Genomic DNA, 25,924 nt, shown 5'->3' with positions numbered 1-25,924 from the left:
GGGTCTGGAAGAACGTCAAACACGACCGCATCGGCAAGATCGGCGTCACCAGCAAGGACGACCTGAAGAACAAGGCCACCAACGCATTACGGCGACTCCAGAAACTACCCGCCACAATCCGCGGCTTCTTCGCCGACCCGAATTTGGCCTACATCACCACCTGACTCGACCTATTTACGAACTCCTTAGTACTTCGAAAGAATTCACCGAATACTGCAGGAAAAGCGGCGTCCGTCGGTCGCTCGGCCGCACAGGAACATGCTTCGACAATGCCGTATCGGAATCGTTCTTCGCGACCTACAAGAAAGAACTGATCCACACCCGGCCCTGGCCGACGCTGACATCGCTACGGAAGGAGGCATTCGATTGGATCGAGTCCTACTATAATAGCCAACGGAGGCATTCGACGCTGGGTTATTTGACACCGCGAGAATATGCTTTAGGGTACAGGGAAATCAGTCAGATCGCGGCTTGATCCCGTGTCCACAAAAACGGGGACACTCCAGACGATCTTGCCCGGGTTATGCGTAGCGAGGGGCTTACGCCACGGCCCCAACGCTTCCGACAAGCCCTTGACCAGCCCGATCTTCTGCGCGGTGCGCACCAGCAACAGCGAACCCGCCTGCGCAACCAAACCCGACCCATCCCCGTCCGCGGCCAGCCGCGGATACCACGTAGAATCCTGCACCAGAAAGGTGTCCCTCACCTCGGGTAATTCAACCTTCGACAAGTCGAATTATCGCAGGTCAAGGCCACCTTTCGCCATTTAGAACAGACGGAAACTCAATTGCCATGAATGGCGCAGGCTAAATGCCGGCCTTGCAGCCGTGATGCAGGTCGCGATGTACAAAGATTACGTTCGCTGCACGCAGTCGCATATGCACGAAAGTGGACGATTGAACCGGTCGAACCATGGTGACCAGGTGCCTTGCCGTCCACTTTCGTGCACTGTGTACCCCGTCGCTCGTCTGTCTACGGAACGCCAATCCGGGATCTGGCATCAACTGGCGCTGGGTATCGACTACGTGCTGTTCATCGTCGCCCGCTTCCGCGAGGCGCCCACCACCGCTGAGAACCCACGCGCAGCGGTCGCCGAAACTATCGCCACTGCGGGCAAGGCCGTTGTGTTGTCCGGACTTACGGTCCTGGTCAACCTGTCAGCGGTCTGATCGTGCCCGCCCCCGCCGTGCGCACCACGGCTGTCGGCATCGTGTTCGCGGTCGCGTTGGTCCTGCTGGCCACCATGACTCTGTTGCCGACGGCGCTCGGCTCCTTGGGCAACAAGGTCAACGCGGGAGCGCTGCCGCACGCCAGCACCGTTCGCCGCGATTCGCCGCTTTGGGTCAACTGCTGCACGACAAGCCCTGGCCGTTCGCCATCAGCGCGCTGCTCGTGTTGATCGCCCCGACCGTGCCCGTCTTCAGCCTGAAGGTGGCCATGCCATCGATCCAAGTCGTGCCTGCCGACGTACCCGTGCGCCAAGGCTATGAACTGGTGCAATCCTAAATGGGCAAGGGCGCATCGGGAATGCTGCAGATCATCGCGCCCGGCGACCAGGCCGCGCAGGTCGCGCAGGTCGCTCAGCCGCCAAGACGGTTGCCGGCATCTCCATGGTCACCCCGGCCCAACCTGCCGGCGCGACAACACGGCCACCGCCGTTGCCGTACCGGCCATCACAAGGAAGTACGCGACATAGAGGGCGATCAGGATCACCATGTAGGCGTAGGCAATTCGATGACTGCCTTGCCGACGATCGAACCCTGTTCGAGAGCGGTAAGCGCGGCGCCCGCGTCGGCCAGTGCGTAGCGCACGCTCACATAGGGCCGGAATCCGGATCCGGCCAAGTCACTCAGCGCGGCCATGGTCTCCGCGAAAGCCGCAGGGCGAGAGCGCAGGTACTCCCCCACGCCACGCCGGTGACCGAGATATTGCGCAGCAGTAACCGATTGACCTTGATCGCGGGAATCCCTTCGCCCGAGGCGAAGCCGACCACCAGCAGCATCCCCTCGCTGGCCAGCACGCGAACCCCATCATCGAATGCCGCTCCCCCGACCGGATCCAGCACGTAATCCACACCCACCCCATCGGTGAGATCGCGAACCTGCTGGGCCCATCCGGGCGCGAGCCGAACCACGTGGTCCGCGCCAAGTGCCGTGAGTCGCTGTGCGACGCCTTTTCGGCGCGCCACCGCGATCACGGTGGCGCCCAGTGCCTTCGCAATCTGGATCGTGGCGGTTCCGATTCCACCGGCCGCACCGAGAACGAGAACGCTCTGTCCGGGACGGACAGCCGCACGCCGGGTCATCGCGAAGTGCGCTGTCTGGAAGTTCGCCGGCAGCGCGGCGGCTTCACCGAAATCGAGCTCCCAGGGTTTGGCAGCAACCATCTCGGGCGCGACAGCAACGAACTCCGCGTATCCGCCCAGTTCCGGGCAGAAGGCCACGACTTCGTCGCCCGGGGACAGCGCGGTGCCGACCGGCGCGGAGACCACGACGCCTCCACACCCGGCACAAACGGCGGCGAGACGCGCAGCTGGTACTGCCCGTATGTCATCAGCAGATCGGGGAAGTTGACGCCCACCGCGCGGACGGCCACGACGACCTTGTCTCGAGCGACGGGCACCGGCAGCGATGAAACGCGTAAGGCTGACGGACCAATCAGGTCCGTCGCCTGCACGGCCGCCATGTCCGCGACCTCAGACACCGAGTCCCACCGGGGTATCGTTCACGATCTGGTCCAGATACTCGGCCATACCGAACAATTCCGAGCCGTCGTCGGCGATCCAGCGAATCTGATTCTCGAGGATTCGCGTGATCTGCTCGGCCCTCGCGTCGTCGATTTTGCGGTGCCGCAGCGGCACGGTGGCTCCGACGTCGCCGATCATGCGCCAGCTCCGACCGTCTGCGGCAACAAGTTCCACAAGAATGCGACGCGGCGTGTGCTTCTCATCCCGTTCCGTGCTGACCCGGACATCGATGCAGCGGTGTACTACGAAGCCATCCCAGACGAATCCACCCGTCAGTGGCGCCCCGTTTTCGGCTCCGAAGTAGGCGCCCATGAACCCGAACCGGGGGCTCGAGCCGTGCAGCCACCGATAGAACCACGGCGCTTGCCACGACCGCGGGCCCCACGAGTGATCGCGCAACCCGGCGCCGGCGATCTCGAACAGGCTGCCGTCCACGGTGATCGTTCCCGCGACGGCCATGATCTGCTCGTAATGGTTGGGCGCGAACGCCGGACCATCGCCGTCGAAGTTCTCCGCGTGGGGATCGCAGAGCCGGGTGAAGGTCAGCTTCACGGCGCAATCGACCACCGGCGTACCCGCGAGTTTGCATGGGTCGGAAAGAATTTCGGGAGTATCGAGAAGATTCACCTCCCCATCGAAGGTGACGCCGAGCATGTCGAACGGCTCCACGACGCGGAATTCGAGGCCCGCTCCCGACATCGTCTCGTTCGTCTTCGCCGCGGGCCGCGCGAATCCGAAGGCGAGTCTCCCATCCGGAAGATAGAGGCACACCGTCCGCTCGCCACGTCCCTCGTTGGGGCGGTTGGCCAATCTGACGAATCCGCTGATCCGATTTCCTGGGGAGTGGAAATGAAAGTACATGGATTCGTTGAAGTTGGACTCGCTGCCGACCGGGTGCGTGAAGTCGTCCTCCGGCTTCACTGTTGATCTCCTCGGGTTGCGCTGCGGCTGCCGTGATGGGCTCCGTGGATGAACACGGCCGCCTCCTCGAGCAGGTAGCCGATGGTGGTGTCCAGTTCGGTGAGGTCGAGTGCACCGTGGTCGCCCATGGCTCCCGATCGACGGCGCAACAGCACGCCTTGCAGCAGCGTCGCCGCCCGCCAGTGCGAGAAGGCACGGTAGTAGCCGATCGAGTCGGCATTGAGGCCGGTTGCCGCGCAATACATGTCGATCAGCTCATCGCGGTTCGGGAAGCCGCCGGCCCGGGTAGGACTGGGCATGATGATCCGCGGTTCGCCGGGACCGCGCCAGTCATCGAGCAGCCAGGCCAGGTCCGCCAGCGGATCGCCCAGCGCCGCCAGTTCCCAGTCGAGGACGGCGGTGATCCGGCCGGACTCGACGAGCAGGTTCGACAATCGGTAGTCGCCATGCGTGATCACCGACCGCTGCTGCCGCGGCACCTCGGCCTCGAGCAATGACCGCACGTACTGCCAGATCCGGTCGTGCGAGCTCTGTTCACCCCACTGCGACCAGTTTCTGACCGCCCGCCGGATCTGCCGCGGTAGAAATTCGGTGTCAGGCCCGAGGTCATCCAGCCCCACGGCCACCGGCTCGAGGGAGTGCAGGCGCGCGAACACCTCGATCACCTGCCGTCCAAGCTGAAACCGCTGTGCCGGACTCAGCTCCACCGCATCCGTTTCCTTCTCCAGGGGCGCACCCGTCATTCGGGTCATGACATAGAAGGGGCCCGCCTTATCCGTCCCGATCACGGTCGGGAGCGGAATCCCGGTTTCGGCCAGTGCGTTCAGGATTCGCGCCTCGCGCAACACATTGTGCGCACTCGGGTCGTGGTTACCCGGCGGCGGCTCGCGCAACACCCAGGCGGCACCCGCCTCATCGCTGATCAGGCTCGTGATATTCGACTGCCCGAAGCCGACTCGCTCGATCCGCAGCGAACCGATCACCTCGGTGCGTTCCGACAGCCAGCACCCAAGCTGTTCGGCTCGTGCCACCTCCGTCCCGGTCATGTCACCGGCCCTCGAAGGTGAGCTTGGATTTCGTGATGAAGCTACGCACCGCTCGGGCAGCGTCTGCCGTCGCGCCGGTGCGAGCCAGCGCGTCGATCTCGGCCGCCAACTGTTCGGGCAACGTCGAGGACTCGGAATTCCGGAGCAGGGCACGGACTTCCGCGTAGGCACGCGTCGGTCCTGCCGCCAGTGCCTCGGCCCGGTTCAGCGCGATCTCCTCGAGCTTTTCCCCATCGACGACCTCCGAGATCAAGCCCCACTCGTGGGCTTCGCGAGCATCGAGGACACGGCCCTGATACAGCGCCTGCGCTCGACGCAGTCCGACCAGGCGGGGCAGGTACCACGAGCTGCCCCCATCGCCGGACAGCCCCAGCGTCGAGAATCCCGTCGCGAACCTGGTGCCGTCTGCGGCAAGCGCGATGTCGGCGCAATAGACCATGCCCAGCCCACCGCCGCCGACCGAGCCGTGCACCGCGGTAACAATCGGAACCGGCAGCTCGGCGAAGATGCGCAGGGCCTCGTGGTACGGCGTCACCATCCGCCGGAGGGTTGTCGACAGTTCCAGAGGCTCGGTGTCGGCGAAGACCGTGATATCTCCCCCAACGGTGAAGGCCGGGCCGTTGCCCAGTATCACCAGGGCCCGCAGGTCCGATCGCGCAGCACAACGCTGTGCTACCTCGTACAGATCGTCGGCCATCGTCTGGTCGATCGCATTGCGCTGGTGGGGCCGGTTCAGCCGCAGCACAGCGATCCCGTCCGTCACCGAGAACTCGACTGCGCGCAGGCCGCTGTCCGGGGTCAGGGCGCGGCTCCATCGTTCGGTGTCGGTTAGTTGCACGAGCCCGCTGATCCGGCCCTGTGTGAACGTCAGGATGTGAATGAATTCCGCGTCCAGTTCGCCGTTCCCGATCCGGGCGTAACCGGTGTACCGGCCGATGACCGCGAGCCGCCCGTCATCGAGCCAAGTGAGCTGTGCCGGAACAGCACGCGCCGTGTAGTGCTTGGCGATGCGACCCCAGAAGTCGCGCCGCATCGCGTCGGGCCCGTGGTAGACGCCACCGAGCTCGAAGGGCATCCCATCGGCGGTCCGCCCCTCGAACCGGGGATGGAGAAGGACCTCCAGCCGTTCCCGATCCCCAGCGGCCAGCGCGTCGTACAGGCCGACCGCAAGCTGCCGGGCCGCATCCCGTTCGCGCTCCGGCAACGGAGACGTCGAGCCATCGCTTTCAACGTTCATCGTCGAACCAGCTCTCAGAAAATTTCTTCTAATATAAATTTAAAACCGTAGTTGAGGCTGGTACATGTGGTCAAGCCACTGACTCCTACCGGGCTGGAACGCCGCGTTCCGATTCAGCTCGGGGGTGCTGCCCAGCGTCGCGCATGCCGGCTGATTCGCGCACAGGCCAGGGCACCACGGAGCCCGTTTTCAACGTTGACGCCTCGCGGCGGGTCGGCGCCTCGACCTCGGCGAGACCGATCGTCAACAAGAGTGCGACGGTGAGGTGGTGACGGTGAGGATGAGCGGCAAGAGCAGGTCCACCGATTCGACGCCAGTGGGATCGGTCATGAGATGAGTCTGGTGCCCACTCATGAAAGCCATTCCCGTGTAGTGCATTCCGTACACAGCCACTCCCATGAGCATGCCGGCGGCCCGGCAGATCGCACCATCACATCGCAGCGGTCATAGTCGAGCGGTTCAGGCTCGAACCCGCCCCGCTCGAATCGATGTACCGCCCGCAATGCCGCCCGCACGGCCGCATCGAAAACCTCGCTGGAGTACAAACTCGCTCTTTCCGCAGTCCCGCATCGCAAACGACTCCGAAGTCCAGATCGGACCGGCATCCATTTCCGCCGCTGCCTGCAGAACCGTCACGCCCCATTCGGCGGCGCCGGTAGCGATCGCCCAATCCAGCGCCGAGGGACCCCGGTCCCCCTTCGGCCCCGGATGCACGATCAGCACCGTGTACTCACCAAATGTCTTCCAGCACAGCTGTCGTCAGCATCGGCGCCACAGACAATTCGGGTCGAAACCGCGCCACACCGGCCCGTAGCAGCTCATCACCGAGCGCCAACTCGACCCCGACACAATGGCCCAGCTCCCGCAATTCCGAATGAACACGCTGCGTGAGACTGTTGAATGCACTTGCGACAAGCAGGATACGCAGTGGTTTCCTAAAGCAACCGAACTGGAGGCAGCACAAACCACCGCCACAGAATCGAACAAAACAAATATGCGAGATATCTAATATTGATTCAAAATAATAGTCAGGGCCGAGAGGTTCGAACCGGTCGCCGCCACCCGCAGTGCTGACCGTCTGCCGGCAGTGGGCACAGGATGCCGCAGGGAATCGGCGGCAGCCCCGGAATGACGATCATCGGCTGTTGCTGAGCCGGCAGGCCAGGCTCGGATTTCGTCTGGGGCTGCGGCTGGGTTTCCTGCTCCGGTTCCGGCGAGGGCTCGGTCGTGGCGGGACTCGGCAGATCCGTGTCAGGTGATGGCAAAGGAATCGGAGCCGGGATCTCCGACGGGAGTGCCACTACCCCGCTTCCGCCGTAGGACACCGACCAGCGGAGTACATCCGAGGACTGTCACCGTCGGCGCCCCAGAATGCCCAGATGCTCGGCAGAAATTGCACGGGACCGACGGCTCGGACGAACCCGCCTCGCCCGTCGGCGATCACTTCGTTGCCGGCCAGCGTTCCATCGAGCGCGGGCCTGAGTTGGGCTTATGAGGCGGACTGATCACCGACGAAGTGGACATGAACACGCCGACGATGCTCAGCGCGGTGAGGGCAACACGATGCAAAGCCAGTGCCGGTCACCTCGTTTCGTCCTTGTACTCGCGACCCGACGAAATGGCGGCGAGGCGGCGACGCAGGGGTTCACTGGGCATAGCCGACTCCTTCCAGCACGACGGTCTCCGGATCCGAGACCTGGTCGATGTCCGCCAGGATCGCTTCCTGCGCACTCGGCGGCAGCGTGTGCATGATCTGGCGGACCCGCTCGCGACGACGGTTCACCGCCCCGCGCACCGGCATACCGGGGGTGGCCAGCATCTGCGGGATGATGCCCTCGATCTCCTCCGCGCCACCGGCGTGGTGGCCCGCGTCGAACATGGCCTGCTCACGGGCCATCTGGGCTTCGTCCTTCTCCTCCGACATACCGATCGGGCCCTGCATACGGCCGTTGAGGAACTGCTTGACCACCGGCTCCTCCGAGGTCAGCAGCACCTCACGCGGGCCGAACATGACCAGATTGCGGCGGAACAGCATGCCGATGTTGTCCGGCACCGTACGAGCCAGGTTGATGTTGTGCGTGACGATCAGGATCGTCGCGTCGATCTGCGCGTTGATATCGATCAACAACTGCGAAAGATACGTCGTACGAACGGGATCCAGACCCGAGTCCGGCTCGTCGACCAGGATGATCTGCGGGTCCAGCACCAGCGCACGCGCCAGACCGGCACGCTTGCGCATACCACCGGAGATCTCGCCGGGCAGCTTGCCCTCCGCACCCAGCAGACCGGTCAGCTCGAGCTTCTCCATGACGATCTTCTTTATCTCGGATTCGCTCTTCTTGGTGTGCTCGCGCAACGGGAAGGCCGTATTGTCGAACAGGTTCATCGACCCGAACAGCGCGCCATCCTGGAACAGCACACCGAACAGCTTGCGGATCTCGTAGAGCTCCTTGTTCGAGCAGGTGGTGATGTCGGTGCCGTCGATGTAGATCGAGCCCTTCTCCGGGCGCAGCAGACCGATCAACGACTTCAGGAAGACCGACTTACCGGTACCCGAGGGCCCGAGTAGCGCGCTGACCTCACCCGAGGGCAGTGTCAGCGAGACGTCCTGCCAAATACGCTGCGAACCAAAAGACTTCGTGATGCCCTCGGTTCTGACCTCTACGCCCATAGTGAATTCCTTGATGCTTCCCCACCCGACATCTCGGCCGGAGCGGATTTCTGTTTAGATTCGATTCTGGAGAGTGGACGAAACTCGAGACTATGCACTCGAGTTCCGGATTGCGTGCGACATGTCATGAGAGAGCACCCATCTCATGCGATGGGCGCGTCCACTCCGACAACAGCTCGACCAGTGATCCGGTCACGGGATTGTGAAGGCAGTCGGCGAAGCATCACCAATGTCAGAGCGACGATCCACAAGCCCCACGTGAAAACAGCCGCGTACCAGGTCAGTACGGCATCCGGAGCAAACGGACCATTCTTGGCGAAGATAATGCCGGCCTGACCCGGCTCCACCACGGCAACCACAATGCTGAGCCAGCCCAGCCACGCGGGAAACATCGCGGCCCGCCCGCGCTGCCGCAGAATCAGAATACCGACGAGAAGCATCGAGAAACCCAGCTGAGGCCAGATCAACATCGAGCCGATCCAGGCCACATCGCTGAAGGCCTGTGTGACATCCGGGTTCACCTCTCCCGCTCGATAAACCGCGACGGCGAAAAACGCCAAATCGAAACTGAGGAGGATCGGAGACGCCGCCAGACTGACGATTGCCACGACGGTAGCGATCTTGGCGCAGTCCGCCTGCCAGAGCATGTATCCCAGTTGCAGCGACCACGCCAGCAAGAAGGCCATGGCGATTCCGCACAGTGTTATTCCGATGAGAAAGCCCGTGGAGTGCGCCACATAGTATTCGGCCGTGGCCACCGCGGATATGTCGAAATGCGGCGGCTGGGGCATGAAGACCTCCAGCCCAACCCCACAGAACACGGCGAAGAGTAAGCCGTTCCACGTGAAGAACCGCTGCCAGCCCAGATCAGCCTCGAGCATCGTGAACTGTCCCTTTCGTTTGTGTCTCCGGGCGGATATCAGACGGGGGTGATGTCGGAGACGAGCCAGGTGCCCGCATCGCGGGCCATAGTCACCCGTACGCGGCTGCCGTCCAGGCGCGGCCCCTGGTACTTGGTGCTGGTGGTCTCCTGGTTCAAGAACAGCAGCAGCGTCACCTCGTCCTGGCCGGCCGAGACCACCGCGGCGCCGACGATCGTGGCCTTCGTGACGATCGAATCACGATGCGCGGCAGGAATGATCACGCTCGTGACGAGCTTGCCGAAGTCGTCGTGGAACTTGCCGGTCAGGTTCTGTGTCGCGGTCGGGAATTCGGTGTCGACGGTGTTGAAGTCGTACGAAAGCACCTTCGGGACGCGGCTTTGCGCGGAGTCGCGCGCCTCGCGCACGGCCGTCGTCACAGCACGATGACCGGACAGGCTGCGCTCGAGCAGGACCGTGGTCACTGTCGTCCCGCCCAGCAGCAGCCCGAGCACCACGGTCGACACGATGGCGGCGGTACGACTCAACCGGAACAAGCCCCCGAGGCGGTGGCGAATAGCAAGCCGCGCCAGAACACGAGGCAGGCGGGCCTGCGAATCTTGTTTCCTCTCTTCGCTTTCGGCAATAACTGCGGTGTCTTCCTCGTTGATGTCCGCGATGTCGACGAGTGCGCTGTCGGTGGTCATGCGACGAACTCCACGTTCGAGACGAGCCAGTGGCCGTCGGAGTGGTCGAGGGTCATCTTCATGCGGTACACCCGCTGCTGTCCCTCGGGGGCTTCGGTGTTCTTGACCGTGGATGTGACCGCGGTCAGGACGGTGGCGTGCGCGTCGTCGATGTCGAGGACACCGGATGCCTTGACCTCGCCGGTGGATTCGACCTTGCCGTTCTCCAGCACGCTGGCGAAGTTGGCCGAGATCTTGTCCCATTGGTCACGGAACGCGCCCGTCGAGTCGGCGGCGATAGCGTCGAGGTTCTGCTTGGCCGAGGAATGATTGAGCGTGACGAGTTGCACGGCAATGCGATTGGCCGCGGCCAACACCGTGTGATCGCGGTCGTCCGCGCGGGTGTTGGCGTGGACGTCGAGTCCCAGTTTGGCGTTCACGCCGATCAGCACCAGTATCGCGGCGGCCAGCAGGACTATCGCCCAGCCGAGCACCCGCCTGGGCGGCCGCCGCGGCGATACCGCGCTGTCGACGTCGTGTTCCTCATCGCTGAGGACGGCAGCCTGATCTTCTCGATCGGCCGCTACTTGATCAGCAGTGATTGCCATCCCTGGTGCTCCTCTCCGTGGGCGGCGCTCGGAGCCGACTGCCCGAGTACATAGGTGAGGCCGTCAGGGCCTCGGAAGGTGCCGTCGCCTTCGGCGTAGGGCACCGTCAGTGCCGCGGGTGCGGCCGTCGGTGGCGCCGCGGCGGGCGCGGGTGCGGCCGGCGACTGCGGCACCGCCGACTGCGGTACGGCGGCGGGCGCCGAATCCCCGGGGTGCGCCAGCATTTCTGGCCAGGTCGAGGGCAGCCCCTTGGGGCAGTTGGCGACTTCCGCCGTGCGGACGGAGGGATCGGAGGCACAGGGGGTGTTGCGAGCGCCGCGAATGACCTTCGGGTCATCCGGAGCGATCTTGCAGTAGTTATTCTGCGGGATGTCGGCCGGACCCGTATCCGACGGATCGCGGCGCTCAGTGGCTTGGAATCCTTCGGTGCACGGAGGTGGATTCAGGGTGTTGCCGAGCTTCACGTCCAGCGCCGCCGCCGGTGCGAGCAGGTTGCCGTCGGTCTGGAATCCTCCGCCCACCACGCTGTAGTCGACCGCGGCTGCCAGTGCGGGGTAAACGACCAGGACCTGACGCAGCCCAGCCACATTCACCCGCAGCACCTGGCCGACCGTTTGCAGATCCGACAGCAGGGCGGGCAGCGGCGTGCTCAGATCGGCCAGGGTGCCCGTGACAAGCGCCGCCGCTGAAGGACCTTGGTCGAGCACGCCGCGCAGGTCGGCGTCGCTGCGCGCGAGCTGGTCGGTGAACGAGTCGAGATCGTGTACCGCGGAACGCAATTCGGTGCGCACCGAATCGCCGGTGTGGAGCAAAGGTTCTGCGTCGTTGAGCAGCGTCACCGTCGGGCCGATATCGGCCTGGGCGAGGTCGAGGAACTTCGCCGAGGACTCGATCAACGAGGCCAGCGCGGGACCGGTTCCGTTGACGGCCTGGAAGGTCTCGTCCAGGGTGGTGCGCAGCGAATCGGTGGACACGCTCGCCAGCAAGGTCTGGGTCTTGTCGAGCACATCGTTGGTCGGGATCGGCACCGTGGTCCGCGACCGCGGGATTTCCGAGCCGTCGGACAGGTAGGGCCCGTCCTCGTCCGACGGGACCAGATCGACGTACTGCTCGCCGATCGCCGAGGTGCTCTTGATGGCAGCGGCCGCCGCGGACGGAATGCGCCAGCCGTCGTGCAGCTGCATCCGGACCTTGACGGTGCCGTTGTCGAGGTCCACTCCGGTGACCCGGCCGACCTCCACACCGCGGTAGGTCACCGACGCCGATTCGTAGATTCCACCGGCCTCAGCGAAATCTGCTGTCAGCGTGTAGGTTCCGATGCCGGTGACACGTTGGATGCCGATGTAGTGGATGGCACTGTAGACCAGGCTGATCACGGCGAGCACCGAGAAGACGATCAGCTGTCCCTTGATCAGACGTGTTTTCATCACCGACCTCCGCTCTGGTCTGCGTCCGGGGCCGCGGGCTGCTGAGCGGCGGCATCAGTCTGGGTCGGTGCGATCAGCGGATTCACCGCACGGTTGGACATCGGGACGAGGTCCTTGAACGGAATGCTGCCGATGATCTTGTCCCGGATAGTTTCCACGCTCAGGTCGAGCGTGAGGAACAGATTCACGTAGTCGCCCTTGATGGCCTTGTCGGCGACCGTGACCGGAAACGGGAAGGTCGCGGCGACGAGAAGGGATCCGGTCAGATCGGAGCCGGCCGCGGCCAGCTGACTGAGGACCGGTTGGAGGTTGTGCAGATCGGAGTTCAGATCGTCGTGGCTGGACCGCAGCACCTGCGCCGCGCGCTGCCCGAAGGCTCCAACCCGGTCGAGCATGGTGACCAGCTGGGTCTTCTGTTCATTGAGGATGCTGAGCGCGGGCTGGATCTGTTCGATGCCGGTGCGCAGCGTGTCCTTCTGGTCGGCGAGTTCCTTGGCGAACGCGTCGAGACTGTCGATGGCGCGAACGATGTCGTCGCGTTGCGAGTCCAGACCGCTGACGAAGGTCGCCAGTCGGGTGAAGGACCGATTGACCGCATCCTCATGGCCGCTCAGGCCCTGATTCAGTTCGGACATGATCGTCCGGATCTGTTGCAGCCCACTCCCGTTGAGCACGAGGGACAAGGCCGCGAGGACTTCCTCGGTCGCCGGGTATTCCGAGCTCGCGGACAGTGGGATCACATCCCCGTCACGCAGCTGCCGGTCGCTGGCATTGTCCTTCGGAGTGGTCAGTTCGAGATACTGGGCTCCGAGGACACTGGTCTGCGCCAGCCGCGCCGTCACGGTCGCGGGCAGGCGCACACCCTTGTCGATCTCGAGCGTGGCGATCGCGATGTTGTTACGCACCGCGATCGAGGTGATGGTGCCGACGGTGACGTTGTCCGCCTTCACGAACGAGTTCGCCACCAGATTCTGGGTGTCACGCAATTCGACTCCGACTGTGTAGGAGCCGTGATGAATCGCGTTACCGGGCAAGGGGATCGAGTTGGCGCCGTCGAAACGGCAACCCGTGGTCAACAGCGCGGTCAGGAGCAGAACACTGCCCGCGCGTACTGTGGTGGAGGTTTTCATCGTCCGGCTCCCGGGATGAGCAGGTCGGACAGACCCGGAATGGGTAGCAGTCCGGCCGGCAAGCCGGGCACGCCGCCAGCCGGTGCGGGCGCTGGCGCCCCGCCACCCATCGCCGCGCGAGCCGCGGCACCGAACAGGTCACCGAACTGCGCACTGGCGCGCGAGCATTCTTGCTGAGGCGCGTTCACCGTGGTCAGCAGTGCGCAGATCAGCGAGACCGGATCCGGGAAGTCCGGCACCGCGAGATTACCGGTGAGCGAGTGCGACTGCGGGTCGTAGATGTTGTAGAAGTTGTCGATCGCGGTTGGCGCCGGATGCAGGATCTCCGCGAGGTCGTCCTCCCGGTTGACCAGCAATTGGGTGATACTGGTCAGGTTTCCGATGTTCTTGATCAACGCGTCGCGATTGTCGGCGACGTAGCTTCGGATCTCGGGCAGCATCGCCTGGAGGGACTGGAGTGCGGCCGCCACCTGAGTGCGGTTGTCGTTCAACAGGTTCGACACTCCAGCGAGTTGATTGACGAAGGCCTGGACCTGGTTGTCATTGGCGGCCAGTGCCGAGACGACGATCTGCAGATTCCGGACCGTGGCGAACAGGTCCGGCCCGCCATCGGCCAAGGTCTGCATCGCCTGCGACAGGTTCACCAGTGTCTGGTTCAGGGTCGCGCCGTTGCCCTGGAACGCCTTCGCGGTCGCATCGGTGAAACGCGTCAGTGTGCCGGCGTGGTCTCCGGCTTTGGGCCCGAGCTGGGTCGCCAGATCGGTGACCTGCCGCTTGACCTCGTCGTATTCGATCGGCACCGCGGTCCGCTCGAGCGGGATCACCGCACCGTCGGCGAGCGCCGGGCCGCTGGCGGCCTTCGGCGTGAGCTGAATGTAGCGACCCGACACCAGCGTCGGCGCGACGATCACGGCGTGGGTGTCCGCGGCGACGGGATGCTCGGTGTCGAAGTGCAGCTCGATCCGGACCCGATCGCCCACCGGGGTGATCGAGTCCACCGCCCCGACGGGAACACCACGCAGCGTCACCCGGTCGCCTGGGTACAGCCCCACCGAGTTGGTGAAGAAGGCGGTGATCCGCACGGTCGAACCGTTCGTTATCCACCAGGTCGCCGCGGTGCTCACCAAGGCCACCGCGACGAGCAGGGCGAGGATTCGGCCGGGCATGGGGATGCGGGATATCGCCACGCGCAAGGATTTCATCGGTGGCTCCCTTGTCCGGGACTGCCAGGCTGCTGGCCGTTGAGATTCGCGGGGGCGATGTTCTGCAGTAGCGCACCGAAGAACGGTCCGCTGGCGACTGCCTCGCCGAGCTGCGTGACATACGGGCGGAGCCCGAGAATCGCGGAGTTGATGTTGTCGTAGTTCGTATTGAGCAGGCCGACGACCCGGTCGAGTTCGGCGAGCATCGGTGCCGTGGTGGCGTTGTTGTCCTGCACCAGACCGTGCAGCTCGTCGCTGACGCCTTTGACGTTCGTCAGCAGCGTCCGGATCACCTGGGCCCTGTCGTTGAGCGCCGCGAACAGAGAGCCGCCGTCGGTCATCAGAGCGGTGAGGTTCTGATTGCGGTCGGCGAGCACGCCGGTGACCGAGTTGGCATGCCCGAGCAGCTCGCGCAACGCGCTGTCACGGGAGCCGATGGTCGCCGACAGTCGCGACATCCCATCGAGCGAGGACTTCAGGTTGTCCGGCAAGGTGTCCATCACCTTCGACAGGCTGTCGACCGCATCGGACAGCTGCTTCTTGTCCGTGCCCTGCACGCGATCGGTGAGCTGGTTCAGTGCCTCGGTGAGGTCGAAACCGGATGTCGTGCGCTCCAGCGGAATTCGCTTCACCGTGCGGCCGTCACCATTGGGACGCAGGTCGACGAACCGTCGCCCGAGCGCCGTCTCGACCTTGATCGCCGCCGTGGTGCGACCTCCCAGGGCCTGCCCGTGTGTGTCGATCTTCAGCGTGATGTCGACACGGTCGCCGTTCAGGCCGATGGAATCGACCTTGCCGACCTTGATGCCCGAGATCTCCACCGCGTCACCGGTATTCAGTCCGCTGGCATCGGAGAACTCGGCCACGATCGTGCTGCGCCCCGGCCACCACGGAATGTTGTCGTAGTTGAAAACCGCTACGAGCAGTACCAAGACGATCCCGGTACAGATGAGTCCGAGCCGGACCGGATCGCGTTCGGAGAAGGTCTTCTTCTGCGTCTTCTTCTGCTGCTTCGTCATTTGGCCTGGCACCTTTCGGCGCGAGCGACGAACATCGGGGTGTCCTGGTGGCCGCCGCCGATGGCCGGGTACCGGATCGCCAAGCCGCATACGAACCAGTTGACGAAGCTGCCGTAGCTGCCGACTCGAGTGATCAGCGGATAGGTAGTGGGGAGCTTCCCCAGCACCAGCGACAACGTGTTCGAGTCGGCATTGAGGTTGCCGGCCAGCTGCTTCAGGCCTTCGATGTCACCGCCGATCACGGGCCGGTTGTCCACCAGCAGTTGCGCGAGTTCAGCTGCGCCCGCGTCGATTTGGTCCAATCCCGCGGTGATGGTCGCGCGATCGTTGTTCAACCCGCTGACCAGCGACTGCAGATCGACCACCAGATGGTCGAACTTGTCACCGGTGTTATGGATCGCTCCGAGCGCGACGTCCAGGTTCTGGATCGTCTTCCCGATGACCTGGTCGCGGTCGGCGAGCGCATTGCCCAGCGTGCCTACCTGCCGGATGAAGTCGGCGATGCTCTGCTCCTGGCCGTTCAGCACCGAGATCAGGGACGCGGACAGCTTGTTGGCATCGTCGGGATTCAGGCCCTGCAGCAGCGGCTTGAATCCGTTGACCAGGCTGTCGATATCGAGTGCGGGCTTGGTCTGCGACACCGGAATCGGGTCGTTCTCCGACCTGCGCCCAGACCCATTCGGCTGGGCCGTGACCTCGAGGTAACGATCGCCGATGAGGTTCTTGTACTTGATCGCGACGGTGGAACTGCGCAGCACCTCGATGTCACGGTCGACGCTGAACCCGATCTCGACGAGCTTGTCGTGCGCGAATTCCACCGACTTCACCTTGCCGACAGGCACTCCCGCGACTTTCACATCGTCGCCGACCTTCATACCGGAGGCCGAGGTGAACAGCGCGTGATAACTGCGGGTGGACACGAAGCGCAGGTCTCCGACGACCACGACGAGCATCGCCGACACGATGGAAGTGATGGCCAGAAAGATCGCCAGCTTCAATCCGGCGTGGCGGGCGGTCATCGGGTCAGTCCGTAGATGAGGGCGGCGAAGGGGTTGCCGATCAGGTCTTCGGGCGACCGGACCGGACCGTAGACCGTTGTGCCGGTGTTGAAGTCGGTGTGACCCAGCGGCGCGGTGCCCGGCCCGAAGGGATACCCGTAGCAACTGGGCGGGTTGTCGGCACCGTTCACGGGAAGATCCTTCGCGTAGGTGTACGGCGGGTCACCCATCAAGATGGTGCCCAGGGCGTTCAGGCCCGGCCGGCCGCCGCCGAACGCGCGCTCGAAATACTTGCGAGCGTCGTTGAGAGCGGACAGGAAGCAGGGATACGACGGGGCCTGCTCGGCGAGGACCCGGGTCGTCGGCTCCAGCGCTTGCACCGCTCCGATGAGCGGAGTCCCCGAGGAATCCAGGAACGAATTGCCGGTATTGCCGAAATTGGTGAAGGAGAGCAGGAAAGCGCTCAGACTCGCCTGCTTCTCGACGATCGTGGAGCTGGTGGTCGAGAAATTGTGAATCGTATTCATCAGGTCGGGAGTCGCCGCGGCGAGGGTGTCGAGGTTGTCGGCGATCAGCGGAACATCGCGCTGCAGAGTCGGAATCGAGTCGTTGAACTGGCCGAGGTAACGGTCCAGGGCGACCATGAGGTCACCGAATCGACCGCCGTGTCCGTCCAGCGCGGTCTCCAGCGCAGTCAGGGTGGCGTTGACCTTCTGCGGCTCCAAGGTTTTCAGCACGGAGAGCAGGGTCTGGAAGATGTCGTTGATTTCCACGGTCACCTTCGACCCGTCGATCACGGCCCCGGCCGACAGCTTGTTCGCGGCCGGTTGCTCGGGCAGCACCAATGTCACGAATTTGCGCCCGAACAAGGTCGTGGGTGCGATGTCGGCGCCGATATTGGCCGGTAGGCGTCGAGCCTGACTCGGTTCGAGATCGAGGGTGAGCTTCGCCCGGTCGTGGTCGAGGTCGATGGCGCTGACGCGGCCGACGACCACGCCCTGCACCTTGACATCCGATCCGGGCGCCATCAGCAATCCCGCTCGATCCGAATACAGGTACACGCGCGTGCTCGAGACGAATGTTCCACTGCAGGAGGCGATCGCGCCCGAAACAACCAGGACGAACGCGATCAGGGCGCTCAGGCCCAGGGTCAGTGCGCGGCGGCGCGAGACTTCGAGTTTCATCCGGACACCCGCACCGTCGCGTGAATGCCGCCGTAGACGGCGATGCCGATGATGAGGTCGATGATCATGATCGAAATCAACGAGGCGCGCACCGCACGGCCCACCGCGACGCCGACACCCGCCGGTCCCCCGGAGGCGTGGTAGCCGTGATAGCAGTGCACGGACATGACCACCAGGGAGAACGCGATCACCTTGACCAACGACCAGATCACGTCACTGGGCACGAGGAAGACGTTGAAGTAGTGCGTGTAGGTGCCCTCCGACTGGCCCGACAGCACGATGCTGACGAATTGCGTCGAGGCATATCCCATGAACAGCGCGATCGCGTACAGCGGCACGATCGCGATCAGTCCGGCGAGAATGCGAGTGGTGACCAGGTACGGCACCGCGGGCACCGACATCACTTCGAGTGCATCGATCTCTTCGCTGACTCGCATCGCACCCAGCTGCGCGGTGAACCCAGCGCCGACCGTGGCGGTGAGTGCGACACCGGCCACGACGGGAATGGCTTCGCGGGTGTTGAAGAAGGCGGAGATGAAGCCGGACAGCGCTTCGATGCCGACCCGGCCGAGCGAGTTGCTGCCCTGCTGACCGACCTCGTAACCGGCCGCAGCGGTGAGGAATCCGACGATCACGATCGTGCCGCCGATGACCGCCAGTGCTCCGGTGCCCAGGCTGACCTCGGCGACCAGCCGGATGATCTCGCGGCGGTGGCGGCGCAACGTCCGCGGGATCCATCCGATGCCGTGCAAATGGAACGACAGTTGATCGCCGAGCCCGGCGATCCCCTCGACCCGGCCCGAAGCGGCGCTGAAGACCCTGCGCCCCAATCGTTTCCGGCGCAACGCGTCAGTGACGCGATAATCGCTGGTTGTGCTCATCGCGTTGGTCCGTTCAGTTCAGCCACAGGGTGGTGATGATGGAATTGGCGAGGAACAGCAGCACGAAGCTGAAGACGACGGTCTGATTCACCGCGTCGCCGACGCCCTTGGGGCCACCCTTCGCATGCAGCCCGAGGTGGCAGGCGACCAGCGCCGCGAGGAGACCGAACACGCCGGCCTTCAACTCGCTCACCAGCAGATCCGGGATCCCGGTGAGGATCGGAATCGCGGTGACGAACTGTCCCGGAGTCGCACCCTGCAGAAACACCGCGTACAGATATCCGCCCGTCAGGCCGACCGCGGTGACCAGGCCGTTGAGGAACACCGCCACCATGGTGGAGGCGAGCACGCGCGGCACCACCAGACGCTGCAACGGATCGATGCCGAGCACCCGCATGGCGTCGATCTCCTCACGGATGGTGCGGGAGCCGAGATCGGCGCAGATGGCGGTGGCGCCGCAGCCGGCGACCACCAGAACGGTTGCCACCGGTCCGATCTCACGGATGACCGCCATGCCCGCGCCCGCGCCGGACAGATCGATAGCGCCGACCTCGTTGAGCAGCACATTGATCTGGAAGATCACCATGACGCAGAACGGGATCGCGATCAGCAGCGTCGGCACGATTGACACGCTCGCGATGAACCAGGACTGCTCGATGAACTCGCGAACCTGGAACGGCCGCCGCGGCACCATCCGCAAGGTATCCAGCGTGGTCCCGAAGAACTGACCCACCACACGCGGCACAATCAAGGCCTTCTTCGCCGCACCGTCCCAGCGCCCCGGCGACGACCCCCCGACGGACACGGCACTGTCCACCATGAACGAACCTTCCCGCTCCACTTCTGGTCAATCGAGCAGAAGTTTTATCTACAGTCGATTAGATTCCCCGTTCGGAACACTCCCGTGGTCCGAAGCGCAGGAGGAGCGCAAGCCGATGCCGCGCGAGCCGAACGAGTGAACTCCGAGTGTGCCTCGGATCACATCGGAAGCGTAGCATAAGTCGGCTTATCCGCAAGTGTCGCACGCCACTGAATCAGTGAATGCTTTTTAATTTAGAGTAGATAAGTAATGACCCACAGGGTGAAAAGGGAGTGGTGCAGATGTCGCTGGTTACCGATCAACCCGAGGATTGGACCGAACCCGGCGCCCACCAGATCGCGTGCGGCATCTACCGCATTCCCCTTCCCCTCCCCCTCGATGGGCTCGGCACCGTCAACGCCTACGTACTGGAGTCCTCGGACGGGCTGGTGGTGATCGACCCGGGCTGGCACGGGCCGCGGACCGAAGCCGCCATGACCGAAGCGCTGCGCCGGCTCGGCTACCAGCTCGATGACATCGCCACTTGCCTCGCCACCCACCATCACTGGGATCACTACTCCCAGGCTTACGCCTGGCGCACCACACTCGGCTGCGAGCTGATGGTTGGCAGGGAGGAACACCACAGCGTCCTGGGCTTCCGAACTGATGCCGGACGGTTCCCCAACCATGCGCCATTGCTCGCGCGTTGCGGCGCGCCGCAGCTGGCCAGGGAACTCGCGTACACGCCGGCACCCGAAAGCGAAGTGGGCGTCTCGTTCGGACCGCCGGACCGATGGCTCGACCACGGCGATCGAATCCAGCTCCGCAGCGGTGAGATCGAAGTGATCTCGACCCCCGGGCACACCCGCGGGCACATCGTGTTCCACCACGCCGACAACCAGTTACTGTTCTCCGGAGACCACATCCTGCCGCACATAACGCCGTCGATCGGATTCGAGTGGGCGCCCGAAGCGCATCCGCTCCGCTCGTACATTTCGTCCCTCGAACTGGTGCACGGGATGCCGGATTCAGCCGTCTTGCCGTCGCACGGTCCGGTGACCGCGAGCAGTCACGACCGCACCGCGGAACTGCTGCGGCACCATCAACAACGGTTGGATGAAATCTGCGACGAAGTAGCCGCCGGGGCGTCGACTTCCTACGAAGTGGCCTGCGCCTTGCGATGGACCCGGCGGAATCGGCGGCTCGAAGAATTGCCGATCGATCACCAACTGTCCGCGGTGACCGAAATCCACGCGCACCTCGACGTCCTCGCCATGCGAGGCAGGGTCATTTACACCGACCGGAGCGACGTGCGCACCTACGCGCTCAGCGCGTAATCCACTGCGCCGCAGACCCGATGGCCATGCGGCGGACACCTGAGGGTGTCCGCCGAGGTGCGCGTCAGGCGTTCACCCATGCCGATGCGGTGATGGCGTCCACCGCCTGGTCGTATTCGATCCGCATTCGTTCCACGATAGCCGCCGTACTCTCGACCTTGTCGATCACGCCGATTCCCTGTCCCGAGCCCCAGATCTGGCTCCATGCCTTCGGTTTCGACTCGTCTGTGCCGGAGCCGAACGCGGGGCCGGCTGCCGTGGGTAGACTGTCGGGGTCGAGGCCGGCTTCGGCGATGCTGCTGCGAAGGAAGTTGCCGTGCACGCCGGTGAAGTAGTTCGAGTACACGATGTCGGATGCCGCGCTCTCGACGACGCACTGCTTGTACTCCGGGGCGGCGTTCGCTTCCTGGGCCGCGATGAACGCCGATCCGATATAGGCCAGATCAGCACCTGCTGCCTGCGCTGCCAGTACCGATCGTCCGTGCGCGATGGCGCCGGACAGCAGCAGCGGACCATCGAACCACTGCCGGATTTCCTGCACGAGAGCGAAGGGGGACAGCGCGCCCGCATGGCCGCCGGCGCCCGCGGCGACGGCGACGAGGCCGTCGGCGCCCTTCTCGATCGCTTTGTGCGCGAAGCGATCATTGATCACATCGTGCAATACGATTCCGCCGTAGGAGTGCACGGCCTCGTTGACATCCTCTCGGGCGCCGAGTGACGTGATCACCAAAGGCACCCGGTGTCGCACGCACTGTTCCAGGTCATCCTCGATCCGGGCATTGGTCTTGTGCACGATCAGGTTCACCGCGAACGGCGCCGACTTGCGCGTGCCGTCAGCTGTCGCATCGTGATCGGCCAGTCGCTCGGAAATCTCGGCCAGCCAGTCGTCCAGCATGCTCACCGGTCGCGCATTGAGCGCCGGAAAGGATCCAATGACACCCGAGATGCACTGCGCTACAACAAGTTCCGGTCCAGAAACGATGAACATCGGGGCGGCGACGACAGGTAGCGCCAGTCGCGAGCACAGGACATCGGGAAGCATCGGCTACCACCGTTCATAGTTCACCGGACCGGGAACCCGGACGGCAGGGATGGTTTTTAACCTATATTAAATTCAAAGTGAATCCGGGTCAACAAAAGCAGCGCACCGCATATTTTATTACTCGTTAGTAGGTTAATTAATCATCAAAAAGTAAGGATAGATGCGCTACTTTGGGCCGGTGTTCAAGGCCGAGATCGGCATTCGAGGCCGGATCCTCTCCATCGCACTCGCACCGAGCCTCGCCCTGCTCGTCACTGGGGCGATCATCGTGGGGCTCCTACTCATCCGCGGCACCGACAATCAGGACTGGGCCACGCGCGTCGACCACGACAGCGCACCCGGCATAGTCGACTTCTTCGAACGCCGCGGCATGCCGTTCATCGTCGGCGTCAACTGCTTCGACGGCGGCCCACAATACAGCATCGCAGAGGTTCGCCAGGCACTGGACCTCGATGATCATGTGCCGGTTCAGCTGTGCGACGTGCGCGGGCGAGACTCGGCGAAGGATGTTCTGGTCCAGCGGTGGCCTCGGGGTCATTGGCGACGGTGTCGAAGTAGCGGCAATGCGCCGGGGCTTCGATCGTGAGGGCTGCCAGCTCTGGAGAAACCAGGCCGGGCCGATGAGCGAACGAACGCAGGAGCGCACGACTCGCCATATCCGGCACCGCGGGATGGGCCGCGTACCGCATGGCTGGCGCCACCCGGGAAAAACTGCGAAACTTCCGCCGAACCTCGTCGGCGGCAGCACTATCGGAATGCCAGAGTCCAGCGGGTGCCGCCGCGGTCACCGATCGTGCCCGACCACGCGCCGCGAGCTCCATCGCCAGCCAGCCCCCGAGCGAGTTCCCGGCGATGTGCGCATCGGCCCATCCGGCAGCATCCATCCGACGCTCGAGGTAGTCGGTGAATCCGGCTATCGTCAACGCCCGATCGGGCTCCGGACCTCCCCAGTGGCCGGGCAAGGTCGGCGCGAGTACATCGAAGTCGGCACTCAGATCGTCGATGACGCCACCCCATGATTGCCAGTTGAGGGTGAACCCGTGAATCAGAAGTACGGGATCACCCGAGCCTCCCCGGTACACTGCGGGAGGAACCGCAGCCGAACGCTTCATTGCGTCGCCCATAGTGCATCGTGTGGATCGGAGGCCCGGTCTCGATTCGGACAGGCCGACGCAGTATCATATAACACAGATTCGAAAATGTTTGTTAAATCGGGTAAACCGGACGCGTCAACAGAAAGCTCACCTACCTGGTTGGCTTATAGTTGAACCGTGGCTAGAAAACCTAAGGTGCAGCAGAACGCGGCAGACGATGATCACTCGTCGGAGTCCAAGTCGGCCAAGACCCGCCAACGCATCCTGGACGCCGCTGCCCACGTACTGAGCATGAAGGGCTACTCCGGGACGCGGCTGAGCGATGTCGCCGAGTATGCCGAGCTCCAGGCTCCCGCGATCTACTACTACTTCCCCTCGCGTGAGGAACTCATCGAGGAGGTCATGTGGAGCGGGATCGCCGAGATGGTGAAGCATCTGGAAGGCGTCCTCGACGACGTCTCCGGTGACGTCACGCCGATCGACCGCATCATGATCGCCATCGACGCGCACCTCCGGCATGAGCTCGAGTTGTCCGATTATGCGACGGCGGCGATTCGCAACAGCGGCCAGGTCCCCGAGCACCTCCGTGCCCGTCAACTCGCGGAAGAGGCGAACTACGGCACGTTGTGGCGCAAGCTGATCAAGGACGCCGCCGCCGAGGGGCAGATCCGAGGCGACCTGGACTTGCACGTCACGCAAATGCTCATCATGGGGTCACTGAACTGGGCTGCGGAGTGGTGGACACCCCGGCGAGGATCACTGGAGACCGTCATCCGCACGGCACAGTCACTGATTCGCACCGGGATTACGACAGCCGACGCGGCCGAAGAACCCGCGACGTCACCGCGGCGCAGGCGGGCGCCGCGGAGGACGACGGTCAAGCCCGCAGCCGAATCCGCCTGAGTCCCGCGGCGGTCAGCGCGAGATCCGAAGCGCCTCGGTCGGGCACCCTTGCACGGCCTCCTCGACAGCGGCGAGCTCGTCGTCGGTGACGTCGTCCTCGAGCTGGACGAGTTCGCCGTTGTCATCGATCTCGAAGAACGTCGGAGCGAGCGACTCGCAGATGCCCAGACCTGTGCACTTGCTCCGATCGACGACGACCTTCATCATTGCCTCCTTTGGTGCTATGTTTTGAATTGAAGATAAATTAGATTTCCCTCTCGGTCAATACGCGAGGAGCCGATGATCACCACCTCCCCGATGAACGCCACCCGCGAGCGCATCCTGGCCGCGGCCGCGCACATTCTCAGCCGACGAGGCGTCGCGGGGACCCGCCTCGCCGATATTGCCGCTCACGCCGAGTTGCGCGCACCCGCCGTCTACTACTACTTCCGATCACGCAATGAACTGATCGCCGAGGTGATGCGGGAAGGCCAGCGACGAGTCCGCGAACACGTACACCGCGCGATCACTTCGGCGCCGCCCGGGACCCCGGTCATCGAGTTGATCGACGCCGCGGTGGAGGCACATCTCCGAATCGAACTGGAGTTGTCCGACTTCGCGTCCGCGGTAACGCGCAATGCCGGCCAGCTTCCGCCCGAGATCATCGAGTCACTCCGCCTGGAAAGCACCGCCTATCACGCGATTTGGCGCTCCTTACTGGAGCAGCTCGCGGCATCCGGCCAATTGCACGCCGGACTCGATATCGGGATCGCTCGCATGCTCGTCATCGGGGCGCTCAACTGGACCGCGGAATGGTGGAATCCGAGCAACGGCTCGCTGGACAATCTGGTGGCGACCGCGCAGTCGATCGTTCGCAGCAGTGTGGCAGTCGACGGGGCCACCTCCCCGCAGCTGCGCACCCATCCCCGGGGCGCCCCGTCGACACTGCGCAAAATTTAGTCTATATTAAATTAATCAACGTCACTTCTGAGGAGAGAACCATGCCCGAGGCGTACATCATCGATGCCGTCCGGACCGCGGTAGGCAAGCGAGGCGGCGGCTTCGCTCAGTCGCACCCGGCGGACATGGCCGCGCACGTCATCAAGACGGTGGTCGGCCGCAATGAATTCGACCCCGCCGACATCGATGACGTGATCCTGGGCTGCCTGGACAACATCGGTGCGCAGGCCGGCGATATCGCGCGCACCGCCGCGCTGGCCGCCGGCCTGCCGGAATCGGTTCCCGGTGTCACCATCGACCGTCAGTGCGGCTCGGCCCAACAGGCCGTGCATTTCGCCGCGCAGGCGGTGATGAGCGGAACCAGCGATCTCATCGTGGCCGGTGGCGTGCAGAAAATGAGCCAGTTCCCCATCCTGTCCGCGTTCCAGGCGGGCGAACCGTTCGGGTCGACCGATCCGTGGACGGGCTGCGAGGGCTGGCAGGCTCGCTACGGCGCGCAGGAGATCTCGCAGTTCCGCGGCGCCGAGATGATGGCCGAACACTGGAACCTGAGCCGAGAGACCAACGAGGTCTGGGCCTTCCAGAGCCACCAGCGCGCACTGCACGCGATCGAGGCGGGCCACTTCGCCCGGGAGATCACCGAGTTCGCCGGCGTCTCGGTCGATCAGGGACCGCGTGCCGACACCTCCCTCGGGAAGATGGCTCAGCTCAAGACTCTGACAGAAGGCGGACGCCTGACTGCGGCGGTCGCCAGCCAGATCTCGGATGGCTCCGCGGCGCTGCTCATCGCTTCGGAAGCGGCGGTCGAGCGGTACGGCTTCAAGCCCCGCGCGCGCATCCACCACATGTCCGTGCGCGGTGCGGATCCGGTGATGATGCTCAGCGCGCCGATCCCCGCCACCCAGCACGCGCTCAAGCGGGCCGGGCTGCCCATCGACGACATCGACGCGGTCGAGATCAACGAGGCGTTCGCGCCGGTCGTGCTCGCCTGGCTGGCCGAGATCGGCGCGGACCCGGCCAAGGTCAACCCGAACGGCGGCGCGATCGCGCTCGGCCACCCGATCGGCGCGACGGGCGCTCGCCTGATGGTCTCGCTGCTGCACGAGCTCGAACGCACTGGCGGCCGCTACGGCCTGCAGACCATGTGCGAGGGTGGCGGCCAGGCCAACGTCACCATCATCGAAAGGCTCTGAC

24 protein-coding genes and 3 pseudogenes are annotated in these 25,924 nt (G+C 64.2%); 7 read left to right on the top strand and 20 right to left on the bottom strand.

Annotated elements, in window-relative coordinates; genetic code table 11:
• Nucleotides 1-4 precede the first annotated feature (4 nt).
• Complete coding sequence (locus ACW2Q0_RS20735; RefSeq protein WP_457192532.1) at nt 5-475, top strand: integrase core domain-containing protein; 471 nt, start codon at nt 5-7, stop codon at nt 473-475.
• Here ACW2Q0_RS20735 and ACW2Q0_RS20730 read toward each other — a convergent pair.
• Entirely contained in the window at nt 440-730 is a 291-nt protein-coding gene (locus ACW2Q0_RS20730) for a hypothetical protein (protein ID WP_457192535.1), read from the bottom strand. The two genes, ACW2Q0_RS20735 and ACW2Q0_RS20730, sit on opposite strands and share 36 nt — an antisense overlap.
• A 274-nt stretch (nt 731-1,004) precedes the next feature.
• Between ACW2Q0_RS20730 and ACW2Q0_RS20725 the strand changes: the two are divergent.
• Nucleotides 1,005-1,634: pseudogene (locus tag ACW2Q0_RS20725) on the top strand (MMPL family transporter); the annotation flags it as partial.
• A gap of 75 nt (nt 1,635-1,709) precedes the next feature.
• Here ACW2Q0_RS20725 and ACW2Q0_RS20720 read toward each other — a convergent pair.
• From ACW2Q0_RS20720 to ACW2Q0_RS20645, 16 genes and pseudogenes are all read right to left on the bottom strand, one after another.
• Nucleotides 1,710-2,685 (bottom strand): annotated as a pseudogene (locus ACW2Q0_RS20720) (NADPH:quinone oxidoreductase family protein).
• Nucleotides 2,686-2,695: 10 nt separating this feature from the next.
• A complete protein-coding gene (locus tag ACW2Q0_RS20715; protein WP_457192526.1) occupies nt 2,696-3,667 on the bottom strand; it encodes a DUF7065 domain-containing protein in 972 nt (323 codons plus the stop codon).
• Entirely contained in the window at nt 3,664-4,713 is a 1,050-nt protein-coding gene (locus ACW2Q0_RS20710; protein ID WP_457192525.1) for a phosphotransferase family protein, read from the bottom strand. Before ACW2Q0_RS20710 ends, ACW2Q0_RS20715 begins: the two co-directional genes overlap by 4 nt.
• 1 nt (nt 4,714) lies before the next feature.
• Nucleotides 4,715-5,950, bottom strand: a complete 1,236-nt coding sequence (locus tag ACW2Q0_RS20705) for an enoyl-CoA hydratase-related protein (protein ID WP_457192524.1) — start codon at nt 5,948-5,950, stop codon at nt 4,715-4,717.
• 1,645 nt (nt 5,951-7,595) lie between these two features.
• Nucleotides 7,596-8,621 (bottom strand): ABC transporter ATP-binding protein, encoded by a 1,026-nt coding sequence (locus tag ACW2Q0_RS20700; protein ID WP_457192523.1) that lies wholly within the window; start codon nt 8,619-8,621, stop codon nt 7,596-7,598.
• Nucleotides 8,622-8,764: 143 nt separating this feature from the next.
• Entirely contained in the window at nt 8,765-9,502 is a 738-nt protein-coding gene (locus tag ACW2Q0_RS20695) for a hypothetical protein (protein ID WP_457192522.1), read from the bottom strand.
• A 38-nt stretch (nt 9,503-9,540) separates the two neighbouring features.
• Complete coding sequence (locus ACW2Q0_RS20690; RefSeq protein ID WP_457192521.1) at nt 9,541-10,188, bottom strand: hypothetical protein; 648 nt, start codon at nt 10,186-10,188, stop codon at nt 9,541-9,543.
• A complete protein-coding gene (locus tag ACW2Q0_RS20685) occupies nt 10,185-10,775 on the bottom strand; it encodes a hypothetical protein (protein ID WP_457192520.1) in 591 nt (196 codons plus the stop codon). The genes ACW2Q0_RS20690 and ACW2Q0_RS20685 overlap by 4 nt, the downstream gene beginning before the upstream one ends.
• The gene (locus tag ACW2Q0_RS20680) at nt 10,751-12,202 is read right to left on the bottom strand and encodes an MCE family protein (protein ID WP_457192519.1); all 1,452 of its coding nucleotides are present in this window, start codon (nt 12,200-12,202) and stop codon (nt 10,751-10,753) included. The genes ACW2Q0_RS20685 and ACW2Q0_RS20680 overlap by 25 nt, the downstream gene beginning before the upstream one ends.
• A complete protein-coding gene (locus tag ACW2Q0_RS20675; RefSeq protein ID WP_457192518.1) occupies nt 12,202-13,332 on the bottom strand; it encodes an MCE family protein in 1,131 nt (376 codons plus the stop codon). The genes ACW2Q0_RS20680 and ACW2Q0_RS20675 overlap by 1 nt, the downstream gene beginning before the upstream one ends.
• Entirely contained in the window at nt 13,329-14,534 is a 1,206-nt protein-coding gene (locus ACW2Q0_RS20670; RefSeq protein ID WP_457192517.1) for an MCE family protein, read from the bottom strand. The genes ACW2Q0_RS20675 and ACW2Q0_RS20670 overlap by 4 nt, the downstream gene beginning before the upstream one ends.
• Nucleotides 14,531-15,553 carry an MCE family protein gene (locus ACW2Q0_RS20665; protein ID WP_457192516.1) on the bottom strand — a complete coding sequence of 341 codons (1,023 nt, stop codon included), beginning with the start codon at nt 15,551-15,553 and terminating at the stop codon, nt 14,531-14,533. Before ACW2Q0_RS20665 ends, ACW2Q0_RS20670 begins: the two co-directional genes overlap by 4 nt.
• Nucleotides 15,550-16,572: an MCE family protein gene (locus ACW2Q0_RS20660; protein ID WP_457192515.1), complete on the bottom strand. Its 1,023-nt coding sequence runs from the start codon at nt 16,570-16,572 to the stop codon at nt 15,550-15,552. Before ACW2Q0_RS20660 ends, ACW2Q0_RS20665 begins: the two co-directional genes overlap by 4 nt.
• Entirely contained in the window at nt 16,569-17,735 is a 1,167-nt protein-coding gene (locus tag ACW2Q0_RS20655) for an MCE family protein (protein WP_457192514.1), read from the bottom strand. The genes ACW2Q0_RS20660 and ACW2Q0_RS20655 overlap by 4 nt, the downstream gene beginning before the upstream one ends.
• On the bottom strand, nt 17,732-18,616 hold the full coding sequence (locus ACW2Q0_RS20650; protein ID WP_457192513.1) for an MlaE family ABC transporter permease: 885 nt from the start codon (nt 18,614-18,616) through the stop codon (nt 17,732-17,734). The genes ACW2Q0_RS20655 and ACW2Q0_RS20650 overlap by 4 nt, the downstream gene beginning before the upstream one ends.
• Before the next feature lie 13 nt (nt 18,617-18,629).
• Nucleotides 18,630-19,436: an MlaE family ABC transporter permease gene (locus ACW2Q0_RS20645; protein ID WP_457192512.1), complete on the bottom strand. Its 807-nt coding sequence runs from the start codon at nt 19,434-19,436 to the stop codon at nt 18,630-18,632.
• 281 nt (nt 19,437-19,717) lie between these two features.
• On the opposite strand from ACW2Q0_RS20645, the gene ACW2Q0_RS20640 reads away from it, so the two are divergent.
• Nucleotides 19,718-20,752, top strand: a complete 1,035-nt coding sequence (locus tag ACW2Q0_RS20640) for an MBL fold metallo-hydrolase (protein WP_457192511.1) — start codon at nt 19,718-19,720, stop codon at nt 20,750-20,752.
• Between the two features lie 64 nt (nt 20,753-20,816).
• Here ACW2Q0_RS20640 and ACW2Q0_RS20635 read toward each other — a convergent pair whose 3' ends face one another.
• The gene (locus ACW2Q0_RS20635) at nt 20,817-21,794 is read right to left on the bottom strand and encodes an NAD(P)H-dependent flavin oxidoreductase (protein ID WP_457192510.1); all 978 of its coding nucleotides are present in this window, start codon (nt 21,792-21,794) and stop codon (nt 20,817-20,819) included.
• Between the two features lie 160 nt (nt 21,795-21,954).
• Between ACW2Q0_RS20635 and ACW2Q0_RS20630 the strand changes: the two genes are divergently transcribed.
• A complete protein-coding gene (locus ACW2Q0_RS20630; protein ID WP_457192534.1) occupies nt 21,955-22,380 on the top strand; it encodes a hypothetical protein in 426 nt (141 codons plus the stop codon).
• A 4-nt stretch (nt 22,381-22,384) separates the two neighbouring features.
• Here ACW2Q0_RS20630 and ACW2Q0_RS20625 read toward each other — a convergent pair.
• Nucleotides 22,385-22,906: pseudogene (locus tag ACW2Q0_RS20625) on the bottom strand (alpha/beta fold hydrolase); the annotation flags it as partial.
• Nucleotides 22,907-23,065: 159 nt separating this feature from the next.
• Here ACW2Q0_RS20625 and ACW2Q0_RS20620 point away from each other — a divergent pair.
• Nucleotides 23,066-23,791: a TetR/AcrR family transcriptional regulator gene (locus ACW2Q0_RS20620; protein WP_457192509.1), complete on the top strand. Its 726-nt coding sequence runs from the start codon at nt 23,066-23,068 to the stop codon at nt 23,789-23,791.
• Nucleotides 23,792-23,803: 12 nt separating this feature from the next.
• Here ACW2Q0_RS20620 and ACW2Q0_RS20615 read toward each other — a convergent pair whose 3' ends face one another.
• Complete coding sequence (locus tag ACW2Q0_RS20615; RefSeq protein ID WP_457192508.1) at nt 23,804-23,995, bottom strand: ferredoxin; 192 nt, start codon at nt 23,993-23,995, stop codon at nt 23,804-23,806.
• A 75-nt stretch (nt 23,996-24,070) separates the two neighbouring features.
• On the opposite strand from ACW2Q0_RS20615, the gene ACW2Q0_RS20610 reads away from it, so the two are divergent.
• Nucleotides 24,071-24,730 carry a TetR/AcrR family transcriptional regulator gene (locus ACW2Q0_RS20610; RefSeq protein WP_457192507.1) on the top strand — a complete coding sequence of 220 codons (660 nt, stop codon included), beginning with the start codon at nt 24,071-24,073 and terminating at the stop codon, nt 24,728-24,730.
• A gap of 41 nt (nt 24,731-24,771) precedes the next feature.
• The gene (locus ACW2Q0_RS20605; RefSeq protein ID WP_457192506.1) at nt 24,772-25,923 is read left to right on the top strand and encodes an acetyl-CoA C-acetyltransferase; all 1,152 of its coding nucleotides are present in this window, start codon (nt 24,772-24,774) and stop codon (nt 25,921-25,923) included.
• Nucleotide 25,924 lies beyond the last annotated feature (1 nt).

This window comes from Nocardia citri, assembly GCF_054065835.1.
The sequence above is the reverse complement of the archived record's forward strand: the minus strand, read 5'-3'. Positions and strand labels throughout refer to the sequence as shown.